At 69.5% G+C, this 13506-nt stretch carries 11 protein-coding genes; 7 read left to right on the plus strand and 4 right to left on the minus strand.

The window, feature by feature from the left end; genetic code table 11:
- The first annotated feature begins 5 nt into the window (after window positions 1-5).
- Window positions 6-2261, plus strand: coding sequence for a bifunctional (p)ppGpp synthetase/guanosine-3',5'-bis(diphosphate) 3'-pyrophosphohydrolase (locus MRBLWH10_RS06810; protein ID WP_105677356.1), 2256 nt, complete (start codon window positions 6-8; stop codon window positions 2259-2261).
- On the opposite strand, the gene MRBLWH10_RS06815 is transcribed toward MRBLWH10_RS06810, so the two are convergent.
- Window positions 2248-2799: a hypothetical protein gene (locus tag MRBLWH10_RS06815; RefSeq protein ID WP_341942113.1), complete on the minus strand. Its 552-nt coding sequence runs from the start codon at window positions 2797-2799 to the stop codon at window positions 2248-2250. The two genes, MRBLWH10_RS06810 and MRBLWH10_RS06815, sit on opposite strands and share 14 nt — an antisense overlap.
- A 62-nt stretch (window positions 2800-2861) precedes the next feature.
- Window positions 2862-4226 (minus strand): DUF349 domain-containing protein, encoded by a 1365-nt coding sequence (locus tag MRBLWH10_RS06820; protein WP_341942114.1) that lies wholly within the window; start codon window positions 4224-4226, stop codon window positions 2862-2864.
- 214 nt (window positions 4227-4440) lie between these two features.
- Here MRBLWH10_RS06820 and nirB point away from each other — a divergent pair, with 214 nt between their 5' ends.
- Genes nirB through MRBLWH10_RS06840 form a run of 4 tightly spaced genes read left to right on the plus strand, consistent with a single transcriptional unit; the run spans window position 4441 to window position 9270 of the window.
- A complete protein-coding gene (gene nirB / locus MRBLWH10_RS06825) occupies window positions 4441-7017 on the plus strand; it encodes a nitrite reductase large subunit NirB (protein WP_341942115.1) in 2577 nt (858 codons plus the stop codon).
- Window positions 7014-7385: a nitrite reductase small subunit NirD gene (gene nirD, locus MRBLWH10_RS06830; RefSeq protein ID WP_341942116.1), complete on the plus strand. Its 372-nt coding sequence runs from the start codon at window positions 7014-7016 to the stop codon at window positions 7383-7385. Before nirB ends, nirD begins: the two co-directional genes overlap by 4 nt.
- Window positions 7382-8146: a uroporphyrinogen-III C-methyltransferase gene (gene cobA / locus MRBLWH10_RS06835; RefSeq protein WP_341942117.1), complete on the plus strand. Its 765-nt coding sequence runs from the start codon at window positions 7382-7384 to the stop codon at window positions 8144-8146. Before nirD ends, cobA begins: the two co-directional genes overlap by 4 nt.
- On the plus strand, window positions 8143-9270 hold the full coding sequence (locus MRBLWH10_RS06840; protein ID WP_341942118.1) for a uroporphyrinogen-III synthase: 1128 nt from the start codon (window positions 8143-8145) through the stop codon (window positions 9268-9270). Before cobA ends, MRBLWH10_RS06840 begins: the two co-directional genes overlap by 4 nt.
- 54 nt (window positions 9271-9324) lie before the next feature.
- On the opposite strand, the gene MRBLWH10_RS06845 is transcribed toward MRBLWH10_RS06840, so the two are convergent.
- Together MRBLWH10_RS06845 and MRBLWH10_RS06850 are read right to left on the minus strand one after the other, a co-directional pair.
- A complete protein-coding gene (locus MRBLWH10_RS06845; RefSeq protein WP_341942119.1) occupies window positions 9325-10212 on the minus strand; it encodes a formate/nitrite transporter family protein in 888 nt (295 codons plus the stop codon).
- A 143-nt stretch (window positions 10213-10355) separates the two neighbouring features.
- Window positions 10356-10652, minus strand: a complete 297-nt coding sequence (locus tag MRBLWH10_RS06850; protein ID WP_341942120.1) for a hypothetical protein — start codon at window positions 10650-10652, stop codon at window positions 10356-10358.
- 88 nt (window positions 10653-10740) lie between these two features.
- On the opposite strand from MRBLWH10_RS06850, the gene MRBLWH10_RS06855 reads away from it, so the two are divergent.
- Window positions 10741-12084: a replication-associated recombination protein A gene (locus MRBLWH10_RS06855; RefSeq protein ID WP_341942121.1), complete on the plus strand. Its 1344-nt coding sequence runs from the start codon at window positions 10741-10743 to the stop codon at window positions 12082-12084.
- Between the two features lie 49 nt (window positions 12085-12133).
- Window positions 12134-13429: an acyltransferase gene (locus MRBLWH10_RS06860; protein WP_341942122.1), complete on the plus strand. Its 1296-nt coding sequence runs from the start codon at window positions 12134-12136 to the stop codon at window positions 13427-13429.
- Window positions 13430-13506 lie beyond the last annotated feature (77 nt).

The following is a 13506-nucleotide window of genomic DNA, read 5'->3' on the forward strand; positions in this document are numbered from 1 at the left end:
AGCGGATGGCGGAACCGCAGACGTCGTCGCAGGGTTCGAGCCTGCGACGCCTGGTTCCCCGCATCTTCTCCCGCGCGCCCCGGATCAATGATCTCGACAACCTGATCCGCACGGTCCGAGCGAATCATCCTCGCGGTGACTTCGCCGTGATCGAGCGCGCCTACGCGGTGGCCAAGGAGAAGCACGAGGGCCAGAAGCGTCAGAGCGGCGAGCCGTACATCACCCACCCGCTCGCGGTCGCGCAGATCCTCGCCGAGCTGGGCCTCGGACCCAGGGCGATCGCCGCGGCACTCCTGCATGACACCGTGGAGGACACCGGCTACGCGCTGAGCGAGCTCACCGCCGAGTTCGGCGACGAGGTCGCGATGCTCGTCGACGGCGTCACCAAGCTCGACAAGGTCAAGTACGGCGAGAGCGCCCAGGCAGAGACCGTCCGCAAGATGATCGTGGCGATGTCGAAGGACATCCGCGTGCTGCTGATCAAGCTCGCCGACCGACTGCACAACGCGCGCACCTGGGGCTTCGTGCCGCCCGAGAAGGCGGCCAAGAAGGCCAAGGAGACGCTGGAGATCTACGCGCCCCTGGCCAATCGACTCGGCATCCAGGCGATCAAGTCCGAGCTCGAGGACCTGTCCTTCGCGGTGCTGCACCCGAAGATCTACAACGAGATCCACAGCCTCATCGCGCAGCGCACGCCGCAGCGCGAGAAGTACCTGAACCAGGTCGTCCAGGAGATCGACGAGGATCTGCGTGACCTGCGCATCCGCGGCAAGGTCGTCGGACGCCCCAAGCAGCTGTACTCCGTCTATCAGAAGATGGTCGTGCGGGGTCGCGAGTTCGACGACATCTACGACCTGATCGGCATCCGGGTGATCGTCGCCTCCGTGCGCGACTGCTATGCGGTCCTCGGAGCGATCCACGCCCGCTGGACCCCGCTGCCCGGCCGGTTCAAGGACTACATCGCCACCCCGAAGTTCAACCTGTACCAGTCGCTGCACACCACGGTGATCGGTCCGGCCGGTCGCACGGTCGAGATCCAGATCCGCACGCAGGAGATGCACCAGCAGGCGGAGTACGGCGTCGCCGCCCACTGGATGTACAAGGAGCGGATGAACGGCGGCAAGGCCGAGGTGCGCGCCGCAGACGCCGACATGGCGTGGCTCGCACACATCTCCGATTGGCAGGCGGAGACGGCCGACCCCGGTGAGTTCCTCGACTCCCTGCGCTTCGAGATCGGAGCCAAGGAGGTCTACGTCTTCACGCCGAAGGGACGTGTGATCGGCCTTCCGGCCGATGCGTCTCCCGTGGACTTCGCCTACGCCGTGCACACCGAGATCGGTCACCGCACGATGGGCGCCAAGGTCAACGGGCGCCTCGTGCCCCTGGAGTCCGAGCTCAAGAGCGGAGACGTCGTCGAGGTCTTCACGTCGAAGAACCCCGACGCGGGTCCGAGCCAGGACTGGCTGGGCTTCGTCAAGAGCACACGGGCGCGCAACAAGATCCGCGGATGGTTCACGAAGGAGCGTCGCGAGGAGGCGATCGAGCAGGGCAAGGAGGCCATCGCCCGGGCGATGCGCCGGCAGAACCTCCCGCTGCAGCGCCTGATGAGCCAGGACTCCTTCGCAGAGGTCGCGCACCAGCTTCGCTACGAAGACGTCTCCGCACTGTACGCCGCGGTCGGCGAGGGGCACGTCTCCACGCAGTCCGTGCTGGAGAAGGTCACCGCGCTGGTGGCGGCCAACGATCCGGCCACGGGTCCCATCGACCTCCCCGGGAGCATCCCGACCAGGGAGCCCCGTGCCGGAGACTCCGGCGTGCTCGTGCGCGGAGCCGCCGACATCCTCGTGAAGCTCGCAAAGTGCTGCACTCCGGTGCCGGGCGATCAGATCGTCGGCTTCGTGACCCGTGGCAGCGGCGTCTCTGTCCACCGGGCCGACTGCGTGAACGTGAAGGCGCTCAGCAGCGAAGAGGACAAGGACCGCTTCGTCGAGGTGTCCTGGGCGCCCACGACCAAGAGCGTGTTCCGCGTGCAGATCCAGGTCGAGGCGCTCGATCGCTCCGGACTGCTCTCCGACGTCACCCGCGTGCTCAGCGAGCACCACGTGAACATCCTCTCCGCCACGGTCTCGACCACCGACGAGCGCCTCGCGCTCAGCCGGTTCGTCTTCGAGATGGGCGATGCCGTGCACCTCGATCGCGTCCTGAACGCGGTGCGGCGCATCGATGCGGTGTACGACGTGTACCGCGTCACGTCCTCCTGAGCCTCAGCCTCTCGAGAGTCGCGAGCGCGCCACGTGATCCGGGGACGCGCGTCCTCGCCGACAGGGAGCGAACGGCCTCCTCGACGAGCGGTGGGCTCTCGGCCGCGAGCAGGCGCATCCAGACGAGCATCCGCGGGTCACGGGTGGTGGTGAGCGCGAGATCGACCATCGTCCTCACCGGAGTGGTCGTGAGGACTCCGCCGAGCACCTGGACATCGGATGCCGGGACGCGCGTGTCGTGGAAGATCAGCCGATGATCGGGGTCCGGTCTGAATCTCCTCTCCACGGCGCGGTGCACGTGGTGGGGTGTCGGGGGCGTGTCGCCGGCACCGTGGATCCACGCGGCTGTCGGTCCCGAGGCCGCAGTGCCGGCCGGGACCAGTCCGGCGATCATGCGAGCCCTGAGAGCCGGCCCCTCGATGAGATCGGCGGGGATGTACCCCTCGCCGAGCTCGACCACGTGCCCGTCGAGCCGCGCGGAGCTGAGCTCGGGCAGCGTCAGACGATCGCCGGGCAGATACACGAACGCGGGATGCATCACGCCAGTGTGGCGTACGGCATCCCGCGTCCGGGCGTCTCTGCGGAGATCTGTGGAGAGGGTCAGCCCCCGAGGGCGTTCAGCCAGGTGCGACGCGCCTCGAGAGCGTCAGCCGCGGTCTTGGCCGCCTTCTTGTCTCCTGCCTTCTCCGCCGCGGCGAGCTCGGCCTCGAGCTTCTCGATGGCCTCGACCAGTTGCGAGCTCATGTCGTTCGCGCGTGCCTTGGTCTCGGGGTTGTTCTTCTTCCAGTCGACCTCTTCGCGGGCCTTGAGCGCCTGTTCGATCACGCGCAGGCGGTCATCGAGAGCGCGCTCCTTCTCGCGGGGGAAGATGCGACCGACCTCGTCCCACTGACGCTGGATGCGGGTCAGCAGTGCGCGGGCGCTCTTGATGTTCGGCTCGTCGGCGACGGCCTTGGCGTCTTCGAGGAGCGCCTGACGGGCCTCGATCTTCGGAGCCGAGTCGGCTTCCTCCGCCGCGGCCTGCTCGGCACGGGCCGAGTACAGCGCATCTCCTGCGGCCTTGAAGCGCGCCCAGAGCGCGTCGTCGGCCTTGCGACCGGCACGGCCGGCGGCCTTCCACTCGTCGAGGAGGTTGCGGTACGACGGGATGCCGTCGGTCCCGCGGGGAGCGAGGGCCTCAGCGCGCTCGACGAGGCGGGTCTTCGCATCGCGGGCCGCCTTGTGCGCGTCATCGAGCTCCGAGTAGAACGCGCGGCGCTGCTTGTCGACGACGGCGCGCGCATTGCGGAATCGCTTCCACAGCTGCTGCGAGACGCCCTTCGACAGACGAGGACCGTTCTGCTGGTGGGCCTGCCACTCGTCGAACAGCGCGCCGAGCTCGGCGGTCAGCTGCTTCCACTGCACCTTCGAGAGGTCGCGGGCGGCGATGGCCTCCGCGCGCTCGACGAGGGCGGTGCGCTCGGCGATGGCCCTGTCGACCAGCTCCTTTGCCTGGCGCGCCTCTTCGGCGGTGGCCTCGGACAGGGAATCGGTCAGGGCGTTCAGGCGGTCGCGGAGTCCGGCGAGATCGCCGACGGCCGCGGCATCCGTCGCCTCCGTCAGAACGTGGCCCGCCTGCTTCGCGAGATCGCCGGCCGAAGCGCCACCGGCCTGGTGGCGCTGCTCCAGCGCGTGCACCTTGAAGGCGATGTCGTCGTACTTGCGCACGAAGTAGGCCAGCGCCTCCTCGGGAGTGCCGTCGGGGTACTGACCGACGACGCGCCAGGTCTCGCCCTCGAGCACCTCGACGGTGCCGTCCTCCGACACGCGTCCCCACTTCGCCACCTCCTCGGGAGTGGACGTGGGGGGCGTCGCGGCGGCTGCGACGGGCGCGACAGCGGCCGGCGACGGCAGCTTGCGCGGCAGCGGCGCGGCAGGGGGAGCGGGAACGGGGGGAGTCGGCTTCGAGGACTCGGGGGCAGACACGATGATTCTCCTTGCGCGGTACGGCCGCGGGAGGCGGAAAGGACGAACTTCAGCCTAGTACGAGGGGCACTCCCGTTGTGGCCCCGCGTTCTCACGCCGACGTTATCGATCTGTGAGGAGAACGTTCGATGCGCGAAACACGGCGCATCACCTCCGGGAAACACCGCGCTCCTATCGTCGCCAGCACGACAGTCCCCGCGTCGACAGGAGATCCATGGACGACATCGCCCCCGTAACCCCCGAGATCGTCGTCGTCGGGGCCGGCATGGTCGCGCATCGGTTCGTGGAGAGTCTGCTCAGCAGGACGGATGCCGCGATGCGCGTGACCGTGCTCGGCGACGAGGGGCGGCATCCCTACGACCGGGTCGGACTGAGCGGCTTCTTCTCCGGCGCGGGGCCAGAGGATCTCGAACTCGACCGATCCGTGTTCGACGACGATCGCGTCGAGCTCGTGAGGGATGACCGCGTGCTGCGGCTCGATCGCGCCGCGCAGACGGTGACGACGCGATCCCGGCGCGTGCTTCGGTACGACACCCTGGTGCTCGCCACCGGCTCGTACGCCGCGAGGGTGGCGGTCGACGGGGCGGACCTGCCCGGATGCTTCGTGTATCGCACGCTCGACGACATGCAGCGGCTGCAGGAGTTCGTGTCGCGACGCGCAGGCATGCTCGGGCGCCCGCTTCGCGGCACCGTGATCGGGGGCGGACTGCTCGGCCTCGAGGCGGCAGGTGCGCTGCAGGGGATGGACGTCGACGTCACGGTGGTGCAGTACTCCGATCGGCTCATGTCCCAGCAGCTCGACGCGGTCGGCGCCTCCATGCTGCGTCGGCTCCTGGAGGCCCGCGGCATCACGGTGCGGACGGAGGCCCGCACGACCCGAATCGACCCCGATGAATCGGGAGCGGTGACCGCTCTGGAGTTCCAGGACGGCTCGTTCCTGCGCGCCGACGTCGTGATCTTCACCGTCGGAGTGCGTCCGCGCGACGAGCTCGCCCGCAACGGGGGGCTGCGGGTGGACCCTCGCGGCGGTGTGCTCATCGACGATCGATGCACGACATCCGACCAGAACATCCTCGCTATCGGCGAGGTCGCCAACTACGAGGGGCGCTGCGTCGGGCTCGTGGCGCCCGGGTACGCGATGGCCGAGGTCGCGGCGACCGGTCTGCTCGGAGGAGAGGCGGCGTTCCCCGGATACGACGACTCGTCCAAACTCAAGCTCTCGGGCGTGGACGTGGCGAGCTTCGGCGACGCCATGGCGACGACGCCCGATGCGCTCGACGTCGTCTACGCAGACCCGGTGGCGGGCGTGTACAAGAAGCTCGTCCTCTCGGACGACGCCCAGACCCTGCTCGGCGGCATCCTCGTCGGCGACGCGTCCGCATACGGAGCGTTGCGTCCGCTGGTCGGCGCGCGTCTGGGTGCTGACCCTGCCGCCTACCTGCTGCCGGAGAACGGCGACGAGCCCGCGCGAGCGGCCCTCCCCGACGAGGCGGTCGTGTGCTCGTGCGCGAACGTGACCGCCGGGCGCATCCGGAGCGCCGTGCACGAGGAGGGGTGTCGGGATGCCGCCGCCGTCAAGGTCTGCACCAAGGCGGGCGCCACGTGCGGCTCGTGCGCCCTGATGGTGAAGAAGCTGGTCGGACAGGAGCTCGTCGCGCTGGGTCAGACGGTCTCCCACGCGCTGTGCGAGCACTTCGAGCTGTCGCGGGCGCAGCTCTTCGACGCGGTGAGGGTATCCGGGCTGAGCACGTTCAGCTCGATCGTCGAGCGCTTCGGACGAGGGCGCGGGTGCGACATCTGCAAGCCGGCGATCGCGAGCATCCTCTCGGTCCTCGTCGGATCGCACGTCCTCGACGGCGAGAACGCCACGCTGCAGGACACCAACGACCACGTCATGGCGAACATGCAGAAGGACGGCACCTACTCGGTGGTGCCTCGCATGCCGGGCGGCGAGGTGACGCCGGACGGTCTGTTGGCGATCGGCGGCATCGCGAAGGACTTCGCCCTCTACACGAAGATCACGGGCGGCCAGCGCATCGACATGTTCGGCGCCCGTCTCGAACAGCTCCCGCTCATCTGGGAGCGGCTGGTGGATGCGGGATTCGAGTCGGGGCACGCGTACGGTAAGTCCCTGCGCACGGTGAAGTCCTGCGTCGGATCGACCTGGTGCCGCTACGGAGTGCTCGATTCCGTGGGGATGGCCGTGCGGCTCGAGCTGCGCTACCGGGGCCTCCGAGCGCCGCACAAGCTCAAGCTGGGGGTCTCCGGATGCGCTCGCGAGTGCGCGGAGGCGCGAGGGAAGGACGTCGGCGTCATCGCGACCGAGACCGGCTGGAACATGTACGTGGGCGGCAACGGCGGATTCGCTCCGAAGCACGCGCAGCTGCTCGCCTCCGATCTGGACGACGACGGGCTGATCCGCGCGATCGACAGGTTCTTCATGTACTACATCCGCACGGCCGATCGACTGCAGCGCACGGCGCCCTGGCTCGACGAGCTCGAGGGCGGGCTCGACACGCTGCGCTCCGTCATCTTCGACGATGCGCTCGGCATCTGCCGCGACCTCGACGAAGCGATGGCTCAGCACGTCGACCGGTACGAGGACGAGTGGGCGGCGACACTGCGCGACCCCGAGAAGCTCGCCAGGTTCCGATCGTTCGTGAACGCGGCTGACACTCCGGACCCCTCGCTCGCCTTTGTCGCGGAGCGAGGGCAGATCCGCCCGGCGACGGCGGCGGAGAAGCGCGGCGGAGTCCTCATCGCCGGCACCGCTCTGGAGGTGCGCCGATGACCTCGCCTGCGGTGCGGGAGAGCATCCGGGTGTGCGGGCTCGACGACCTCGAGGTGGAGCGCGGACGCGCCGCCCTGGTCGACGACCTCCAGGTCGCGCTCTTCCGGCTGCGGGATGGATCGGTGCGCGCCGTCGACAACCTCGACCCGTTCACCGGCGCCCAGGTGATCGCGAGAGGGATCGTGGGCACTCGGGGGGACGCGGACACCGTCGCCTCCCCGCTGCACAAGCAGGTGTTCGATCTCGCCACGGGTGAGTGCCTCGACGCCCAGGGGAGAGAGGTCGTCCAGGACGGGGCGCAGTCCGGTCTGCGGGTCTGGCCGGTGCGGGTCATCGAGGGCGACGTCTTCGTCGAGGTGCCCCGGTGAAGCGGCGGCGTGTGGGACGGGTCGATCTGGTCGGAGGCGGCCCCGGCCCCGCGTACCTGATGACGCTCCGCGGGTACCGGCTGCTCCAGGAGGCCGACGTGATCGTCGCCGACCGCCTGGGACCGTTCGACGAGCTGCGTGCCGAGATCGACCCTGATGTCACGGTGATCGACGTCGGCAAGCGACCGGGGCACCATCCGGTGCCGCAGGAGGAGATCAACGCGCTGCTCGTGGCGCATGCGAAGGCGGGGAGCAGGGTCGTGCGCCTCAAGGGCGGTGACCCCTTCGTTTTCGGACGCGGCGGCGAGGAGGTCATCGCGTGTCAGGTGGCAGGCGTCCCCGTGAGCGTCACTCCGGGAGTGAGCAGCGTGATCTCCGTCCCACAGGCCGCGGGCATCCCGGTCACCCATCGCGGCGTCGCCTCGGCGCTCCACGTGGTGAACGGTCAGGGCGAGATCACGCACAGCACGCTTGCGTCGATGGCCGATCCCGCAGTCACGACCGTGGTGCTCATGGGCGTGTCGGCCCTTCCGCGCATCGTCTCGACCGCCCTCGACTTCGGGGTCGATGCGGCGACGCCCGTCGCCGTCGTCGAGAACGGGCTCACGGATCGTCAGCGGACGATCCGGTGCACACTGGGAGACGTGGTGAGACAGGCCGAGGACGCACGTGTGACCAACCCCGCGGTGATCGTGTTCGGTCAGGTCGCGCGGGCGGACCTCCTGCTCCCCGCCGATCTGATCTCCACAGGTACAGCGTGAGTCCGACGCGTCCGCTCGAACACGCACTCGCCGGCTGCACGATCGTCGTCGCCGCCGATCGACGCTCCGCGGACCTGGCGTCCGCCCTCGAGCGCCGCGGCGCCGCCGTGCACCGGGCGCCCGCGCTCAGCATCGTGCCCAACGCCGACGACGAGGAGCTGCTGCTCCGCACGGAGCGGCTCGTCGCCGCACCTCCGGACATCGTGGTCGTGACGACCGGTGTCGGCTTCCGAGGCTGGATGGACGCCGCCCACGAGCACGGCGTCGATGAGCGACTGGACGCCGCGCTCGACGGCGCGCACTTCGTCGCGCGGGGGCCCAAGGCGCACGGCGCGATCCAGCAGGCGGGATTCTCCGCGGACTGGGTCGCTGAGTCCGAGACGTCAGCGGAGGTGGGGGAGTACCTGCTTGCGTCGGGCGTGTCGGGCAAGCGCATCGTCGTGCAGCACCACGGTGCGGGTGCGGACGGTCTCGACGAGCTCCTGGAGGGCGCGGGCGCCGAAGTCATCAGCATCACGGTGTACCGCTGGGGCCCGCCGCCGAACCCCGAGGTCGTGCGCCGCTCCACGCTGCAGGCAGCCTCCGGTGAGGCGGATGCCGTGCTCTTCACATCCGCCCCCGGAACGGCCTCATGGCTCGCCGTCGCTGCCGAGGCAGGGGCGCTCGACCGGATCCGTCGACGCGCGGAGGCCGGGCGGCTGCTGCTGGCTGCGGTGGGGCCGGTGACCGCGATCCCCTTGAAGGAAGCGGGCCTTCCGCTCACGATCGCCGAACGGGGTCGACTCGGCTCCCTCGCGCGGACCGTGATCTCTCACTTCGGGGGCGGTCGGGCGCCGTCGCTTGTCACGGACGTCGGCCGCGTGGAGGTGCGCAGCAGCGGTGCGCTCATCGACGGGCGCTTCATCGCGCTGTCGCGCACGGGATCGGCGCTCCTGGAGGCACTGGCCGATGCCGGTGGCCGGGTGCTCACCAGGGCGGACCTCGGGAACGCACTGCCCGGAGGCGAGCGCAATCCCCACGCCGTGGAAGTCGCGATCGCGCGACTCCGTGAAGCAGTGGGCGGGACGGATCTCATCCAGACGGTCGTCAAGCGCGGCTATCGCCTCGCCGTCAGCGACCGCTGAACACGACGACGATGGCCCGGAGCTGCATGCTCCGGGCCATCGTCGTTGAGGCGCTCAGATCGCTCCGACGACCTCGGGTGCGCGCTCCGGTGCGGTGCGCGGCGCGCGGCGCTCGCGTTCGGCGCGCTGGGCGCGGATCGATCGGGCTGCGGCCGTCCTCCCGTAGGTGAGGTAGAGCGGGAGGCCCGCGAGGAGGAGCCCTCCGACGAGGTTGCCCACGACGGTCGGGATCTCGTTCCACACGAGATAGTCCATGATCGTGAAGTCGGCGCCGAGGAGCAACCCGGAGGGGAACAGGAACATGTTCACGATGGAGTGCTCGAATCCCATGTAGAAGAACAGGGTGATCGGAAGCCACATCGCGACGATCTTGCCGAGCACGGTCTTGGAGACCATCGACATGATCACCGCCGTCGACACCATCCAGTTGCACAGGACTCCTCGGATGAAGAGGGTCAGCATGCCGGCGGCGCCGTGCTCCGCGTAGCCGACCGTTCGACCGTGTCCGATCTCGCCGATCGCGAGGCCGACCGGGCTCGGATCGGCCGAGAAGCCGTAGGTGAAGTAGATCGCCATGAGCAGCGCGACCAGGAGCGCGCCGGCGAAGTTGCCGAGGAAGACCAGTCCCCAGTTGCGCAGGACGGCGGTGACCGTCGCTCCGGGGCGACGGTCGAGGACGGCGAGCGGGGCCAGAGTGAACACCCCCGTGAGCAGGTCGTAGCCGAGGAGGTAGAGAAGCACGAAGCCGATGGGGAACAGGAGAGCGCCGAGGAGCGGCTGCCCGGTCTGCGTCGAGACGGTGACGGCGAAGGCGGCGCCGAGGGTGAGCACGGCCGCACCCATGAAGGCGCGGATGAGGGTGTCGCGGGTGGAAAGACGGAGCTTGTAGGCGCCGGCATCCACCATCAGGGTGACGAGCTCTGCGGGCGTGGCGTATGACATGGGCGGACCTCCACGAGGATCGAGGCGAGCGGATCACTCGCTGTGCCCACACTCGTGCATACGCGTTTCGGACAGACGCCCGAGGCGTTACATCCGTGGTGCGATCCGCTCACACCGCGCGGCGGCGGGTGTGAGGTCGTCGGTCACTCCGCCGGGGTCTCCGCGGGCGTGGGCTCCTGCGAGGGCTGCACGGTCGGTGCATCCGTGGGGGAGACCGTCGACGTCGGGGTGTGGGTCGGCTCGGGGGCGGTCACCTGCGCGTGCACGAACTGGCTGGCGATGGCCGCGGCGACGACGAGTCCTCCGACGACGCCGGCGATCGTGTTGTCGCGCACCCGACGGCGGATCTGGCCGTCGTGCCAGGCGCCGCGCGCCGCATGCAACCGGGCGCGCTCCGCCTGGGCGCGTGTCTGTGCGCTCTTCGAACCGCGTGCCACCATGCCGTGCTCCCTTACTGGACGTGAATCGACGACGTCGCCTGAGAGCCTATCGCCGCGAGTGTCCCTCTCCCGCATTAGCCTGGAGAGCATGACATCCGCTGCCGCACTGCTCTCAGGGCAGACGCCCCTCGCCGTGCGCATGCGACCCGTCTCGCTCGCCGAGGTCGCCGGTCAGAAGCACCTGCTCAGAGCGGGGTCGCCGATCGTCGCCCTCGCCGATCCCGCGGCGACCTCGCCCGGAGCCGTGTCGATCATCCTGTGGGGGCCGCCGGGCACCGGCAAGACGACCCTGGCGCAGGCGATCGCGCGCTCGTCCGGTCGCCGGTTCGTCGAGCTCTCGGCGATCACGGCCGGCGTGAAGGACGTGCGGGAGGTCATGCAGGAGGCGATCACCCAGCGCGACCTCTACGGCCAGACGACGATCCTCTTCCTCGATGAGATCCACCGGTTCACCAAGGCCCAGCAGGACGCCCTCCTGCCCGGCGTCGAGAACGGGTGGGTCATCCTCATCGCCGCGACGACCGAGAACCCGTCGTTCTCGGTCATCTCGCCACTGCTCTCCCGATCCCTGCTGCTGACGCTGCAGCCGCTCACCGACGACGACATCGGCGTGCTCGTCGACAGGGCGGTCGCCGACGCGCGCGGACTGAACGGCGGCGTCTCCCTCTCCGACGAGGCGCGCTCGGCGCTGGTGCGGCTCGCATCCGGCGACGCCAGGCGTGCTCTCACCGGGCTGGAGGCCGCGGCAGCGGTGGCGCTGTCCCACGGCGAGAGCGACGGCGACGCCGACGGCGTTCCCGTGGTCACCGCCGACGACGTGGCGCAGGCCGTCGACAAGGCGCTGCTCCGCTACGACCGGCAGGGCGATGAGCACTACGACGTGATCAGCGCGTTCATCAAGTCGATCAGAGGATCGGATCCGGATGCCGCGCTCCACTACCTCGCACGGATGATCGAGGCGGGGGAGGACCCGCGCTTCATCGCCAGGCGGCTCGTGATCTCGGCGTCGGAAGACGTCGGCCTCGCCGACCCGCAGGCCCTGGTGATCGCCGTCGCGGCCGCAGACGCCGTCGCCTTCATCGGCATGCCGGAGGGGCGCATCCCGCTCGCGGAGGCGACCGTCTACCTCGCGACGACGGCGAAGTCCAACGCCGCGTACGTCGGCATCGACGCGGCGATCGCCGACATCCGTTCAGGCGGCTTCGGCCGGGTGCCGCTGCATCTCAGAGACGCGCACTACCCCGGGGCGAAGCGTCTCGGGCACGGCAAGGGCTACGTGTATCCGCACGACAGCGAGTACGGCATCCTCCCGCAGCAGTACCTGCCGGACGAGCTCGACGGGCGACGGTACTACGAGCCCAAGAACCTCGGCGCGGAGCGCGACATCTCCGCGCGTCTGGAGCGGATCCGCAAGATCCTCGGGGATCGCTGAGCGGAGCTGCATCCGCGGTCCCGCGCCGCCTTCCCTCTACAGTGGGCTCGTGCCAGGCAGACTCACCCGCATCCCTCCCGATCGCGATCTCTCGATCGACTTCGTCCGCGCGATCTGCCTGCCCGTCGTCGTGCTGCTGCATGCGCTGCAGATGGGCATCGACGGGGATCCTCTCCGCGCCTTCAACGCGCTGGCGGAATGGACCCCGCTGGCCGGGCTGACCTGGGTGGGCATGATCATGCCCACCTTCTTCATCGCCGGCGGGTTCGCCGGCATCACCACGTGGCGTCGGCTGCGTCATCGCGGGGAGACAGCGGGGGAGTACATCCGCGTGCGCGCGCTGCGTCTCGCCCGGCCCGTGCTGCTGGCGATGCTCGGGGTGCTGGTCGTGATCGGCGTGATGGCGGCGAGCGGGGTGGATCCGGAGTTCCTGCGCACCTTCGCGTTCCGCCTGGCCGAGCCGCTGTGGTTCATCGCGGTCTATGCGATCTGCACCTCTTTCGTGCCGCTGATGGCGTGGTTCCATCGCCATGCCGCCTGGGCGACCTATCTCTCGCTCGCGGCTCTCGTCGTGGCGGTGGACCTCGCCGGACGGTATCTGGGGCTGCCTATCGGCGCGCTGAACTGGCTCTTCCTCTGGCTGTTCGTGCAGCAGCTGGGCTTCGGGGTGCGGGACCAGTGGTACTCCCGCCGTCCGCGGTGGCTGCTCCTCGTGCTGGCGGCAGTCGCCTACGGGCTCATGTGCATCGCGGTCTTCGGCATGGGGTACGACCCGGACATGATCGCCAACCTGAATCCGCCGACCGTGCTCCTCCTTCTGCTCGGGCTCGCCCAGGTCTATCTGTTCACCCTGCTGCAACCGGCGATCCGCGCCCTCATGCGCAGACGGTCCGTCCTCGTCGTCATCGGCGCGCTGGGGCTGTACGGCATGGTGATCTATCTCTGGCACACCGTCGCGATGGCCGTGGTCGTGGGCGGGCAGCTCGCGTTCGGTCTGCCGTTCCCGACCGTGCTGACGCCGGAGTGGTGGCTCACCCGCATCCCCTGGCTCATCGCGATCATCGTCGTGATCGGGGTGTTCTGCGTCGTCGTCCCGCCCATCGAGAAGCGGTGGCCGACGGAGAAGGCGCGCGTCATGCCGCTGTGGGCGGCGGCATTGTGCACCCTGCTGCTCGTCGTCGCCGTCGGCTGGGTGCTCACGCAGGGGTATCTGGCTCCTGGCGCCGCGGGCGCGCTGCTCGCCCTCGTGGCTGCGATCGTCTGGCTCACCGTGGGCGGTCCCGGTCCTCGGCGGAGCGTCGAGCCGATGGAGGATGCGGGGAACCCCGGTGTTCCGCGGGAGTGATCGGCGATCTGTTAGACTTGATCGGCTCGAAACCGAGTTTTCGGGCATCTCCTCGTTCACACCCCACCTTGCTGGCG

The organism is Microbacterium sp. LWH10-1.2 (genome assembly GCF_038397765.1).
Taxonomy (GTDB): Bacteria; Actinomycetota; Actinomycetes; order Actinomycetales; family Microbacteriaceae; genus Microbacterium; species Microbacterium natoriense.

Excerpts from the sequence above, each read along its gene's own strand:
- MRBLWH10_RS06815 (WP_341942113.1), bottom strand. The coding sequence starts at position 2,799 with ATGCATCCCGCGTTCGTGTATCTGCCCGGCGATCGTCTGACGCTGCCC.
- MRBLWH10_RS06855 (WP_341942121.1), top strand. The coding sequence starts at position 10,741 with ATGACATCCGCTGCCGCACTGCTCTCAGGGCAGACGCCCCTCGCCGTG.
- nirD (WP_341942116.1), top strand. The coding sequence starts at position 7,014 with ATGACCTCGCCTGCGGTGCGGGAGAGCATCCGGGTGTGCGGGCTCGAC.
- MRBLWH10_RS06850 (WP_341942120.1), bottom strand. The coding sequence starts at position 10,652 with ATGGTGGCACGCGGTTCGAAGAGCGCACAGACACGCGCCCAGGCGGAG.
- MRBLWH10_RS06810 (WP_105677356.1), top strand. The coding sequence starts at position 6 with ATGGCGGAACCGCAGACGTCGTCGCAGGGTTCGAGCCTGCGACGCCTG.
- nirB (WP_341942115.1), top strand. The coding sequence starts at position 4,441 with ATGGACGACATCGCCCCCGTAACCCCCGAGATCGTCGTCGTCGGGGCC.
- MRBLWH10_RS06845 (WP_341942119.1), bottom strand. The coding sequence starts at position 10,212 with ATGTCATACGCCACGCCCGCAGAGCTCGTCACCCTGATGGTGGATGCC.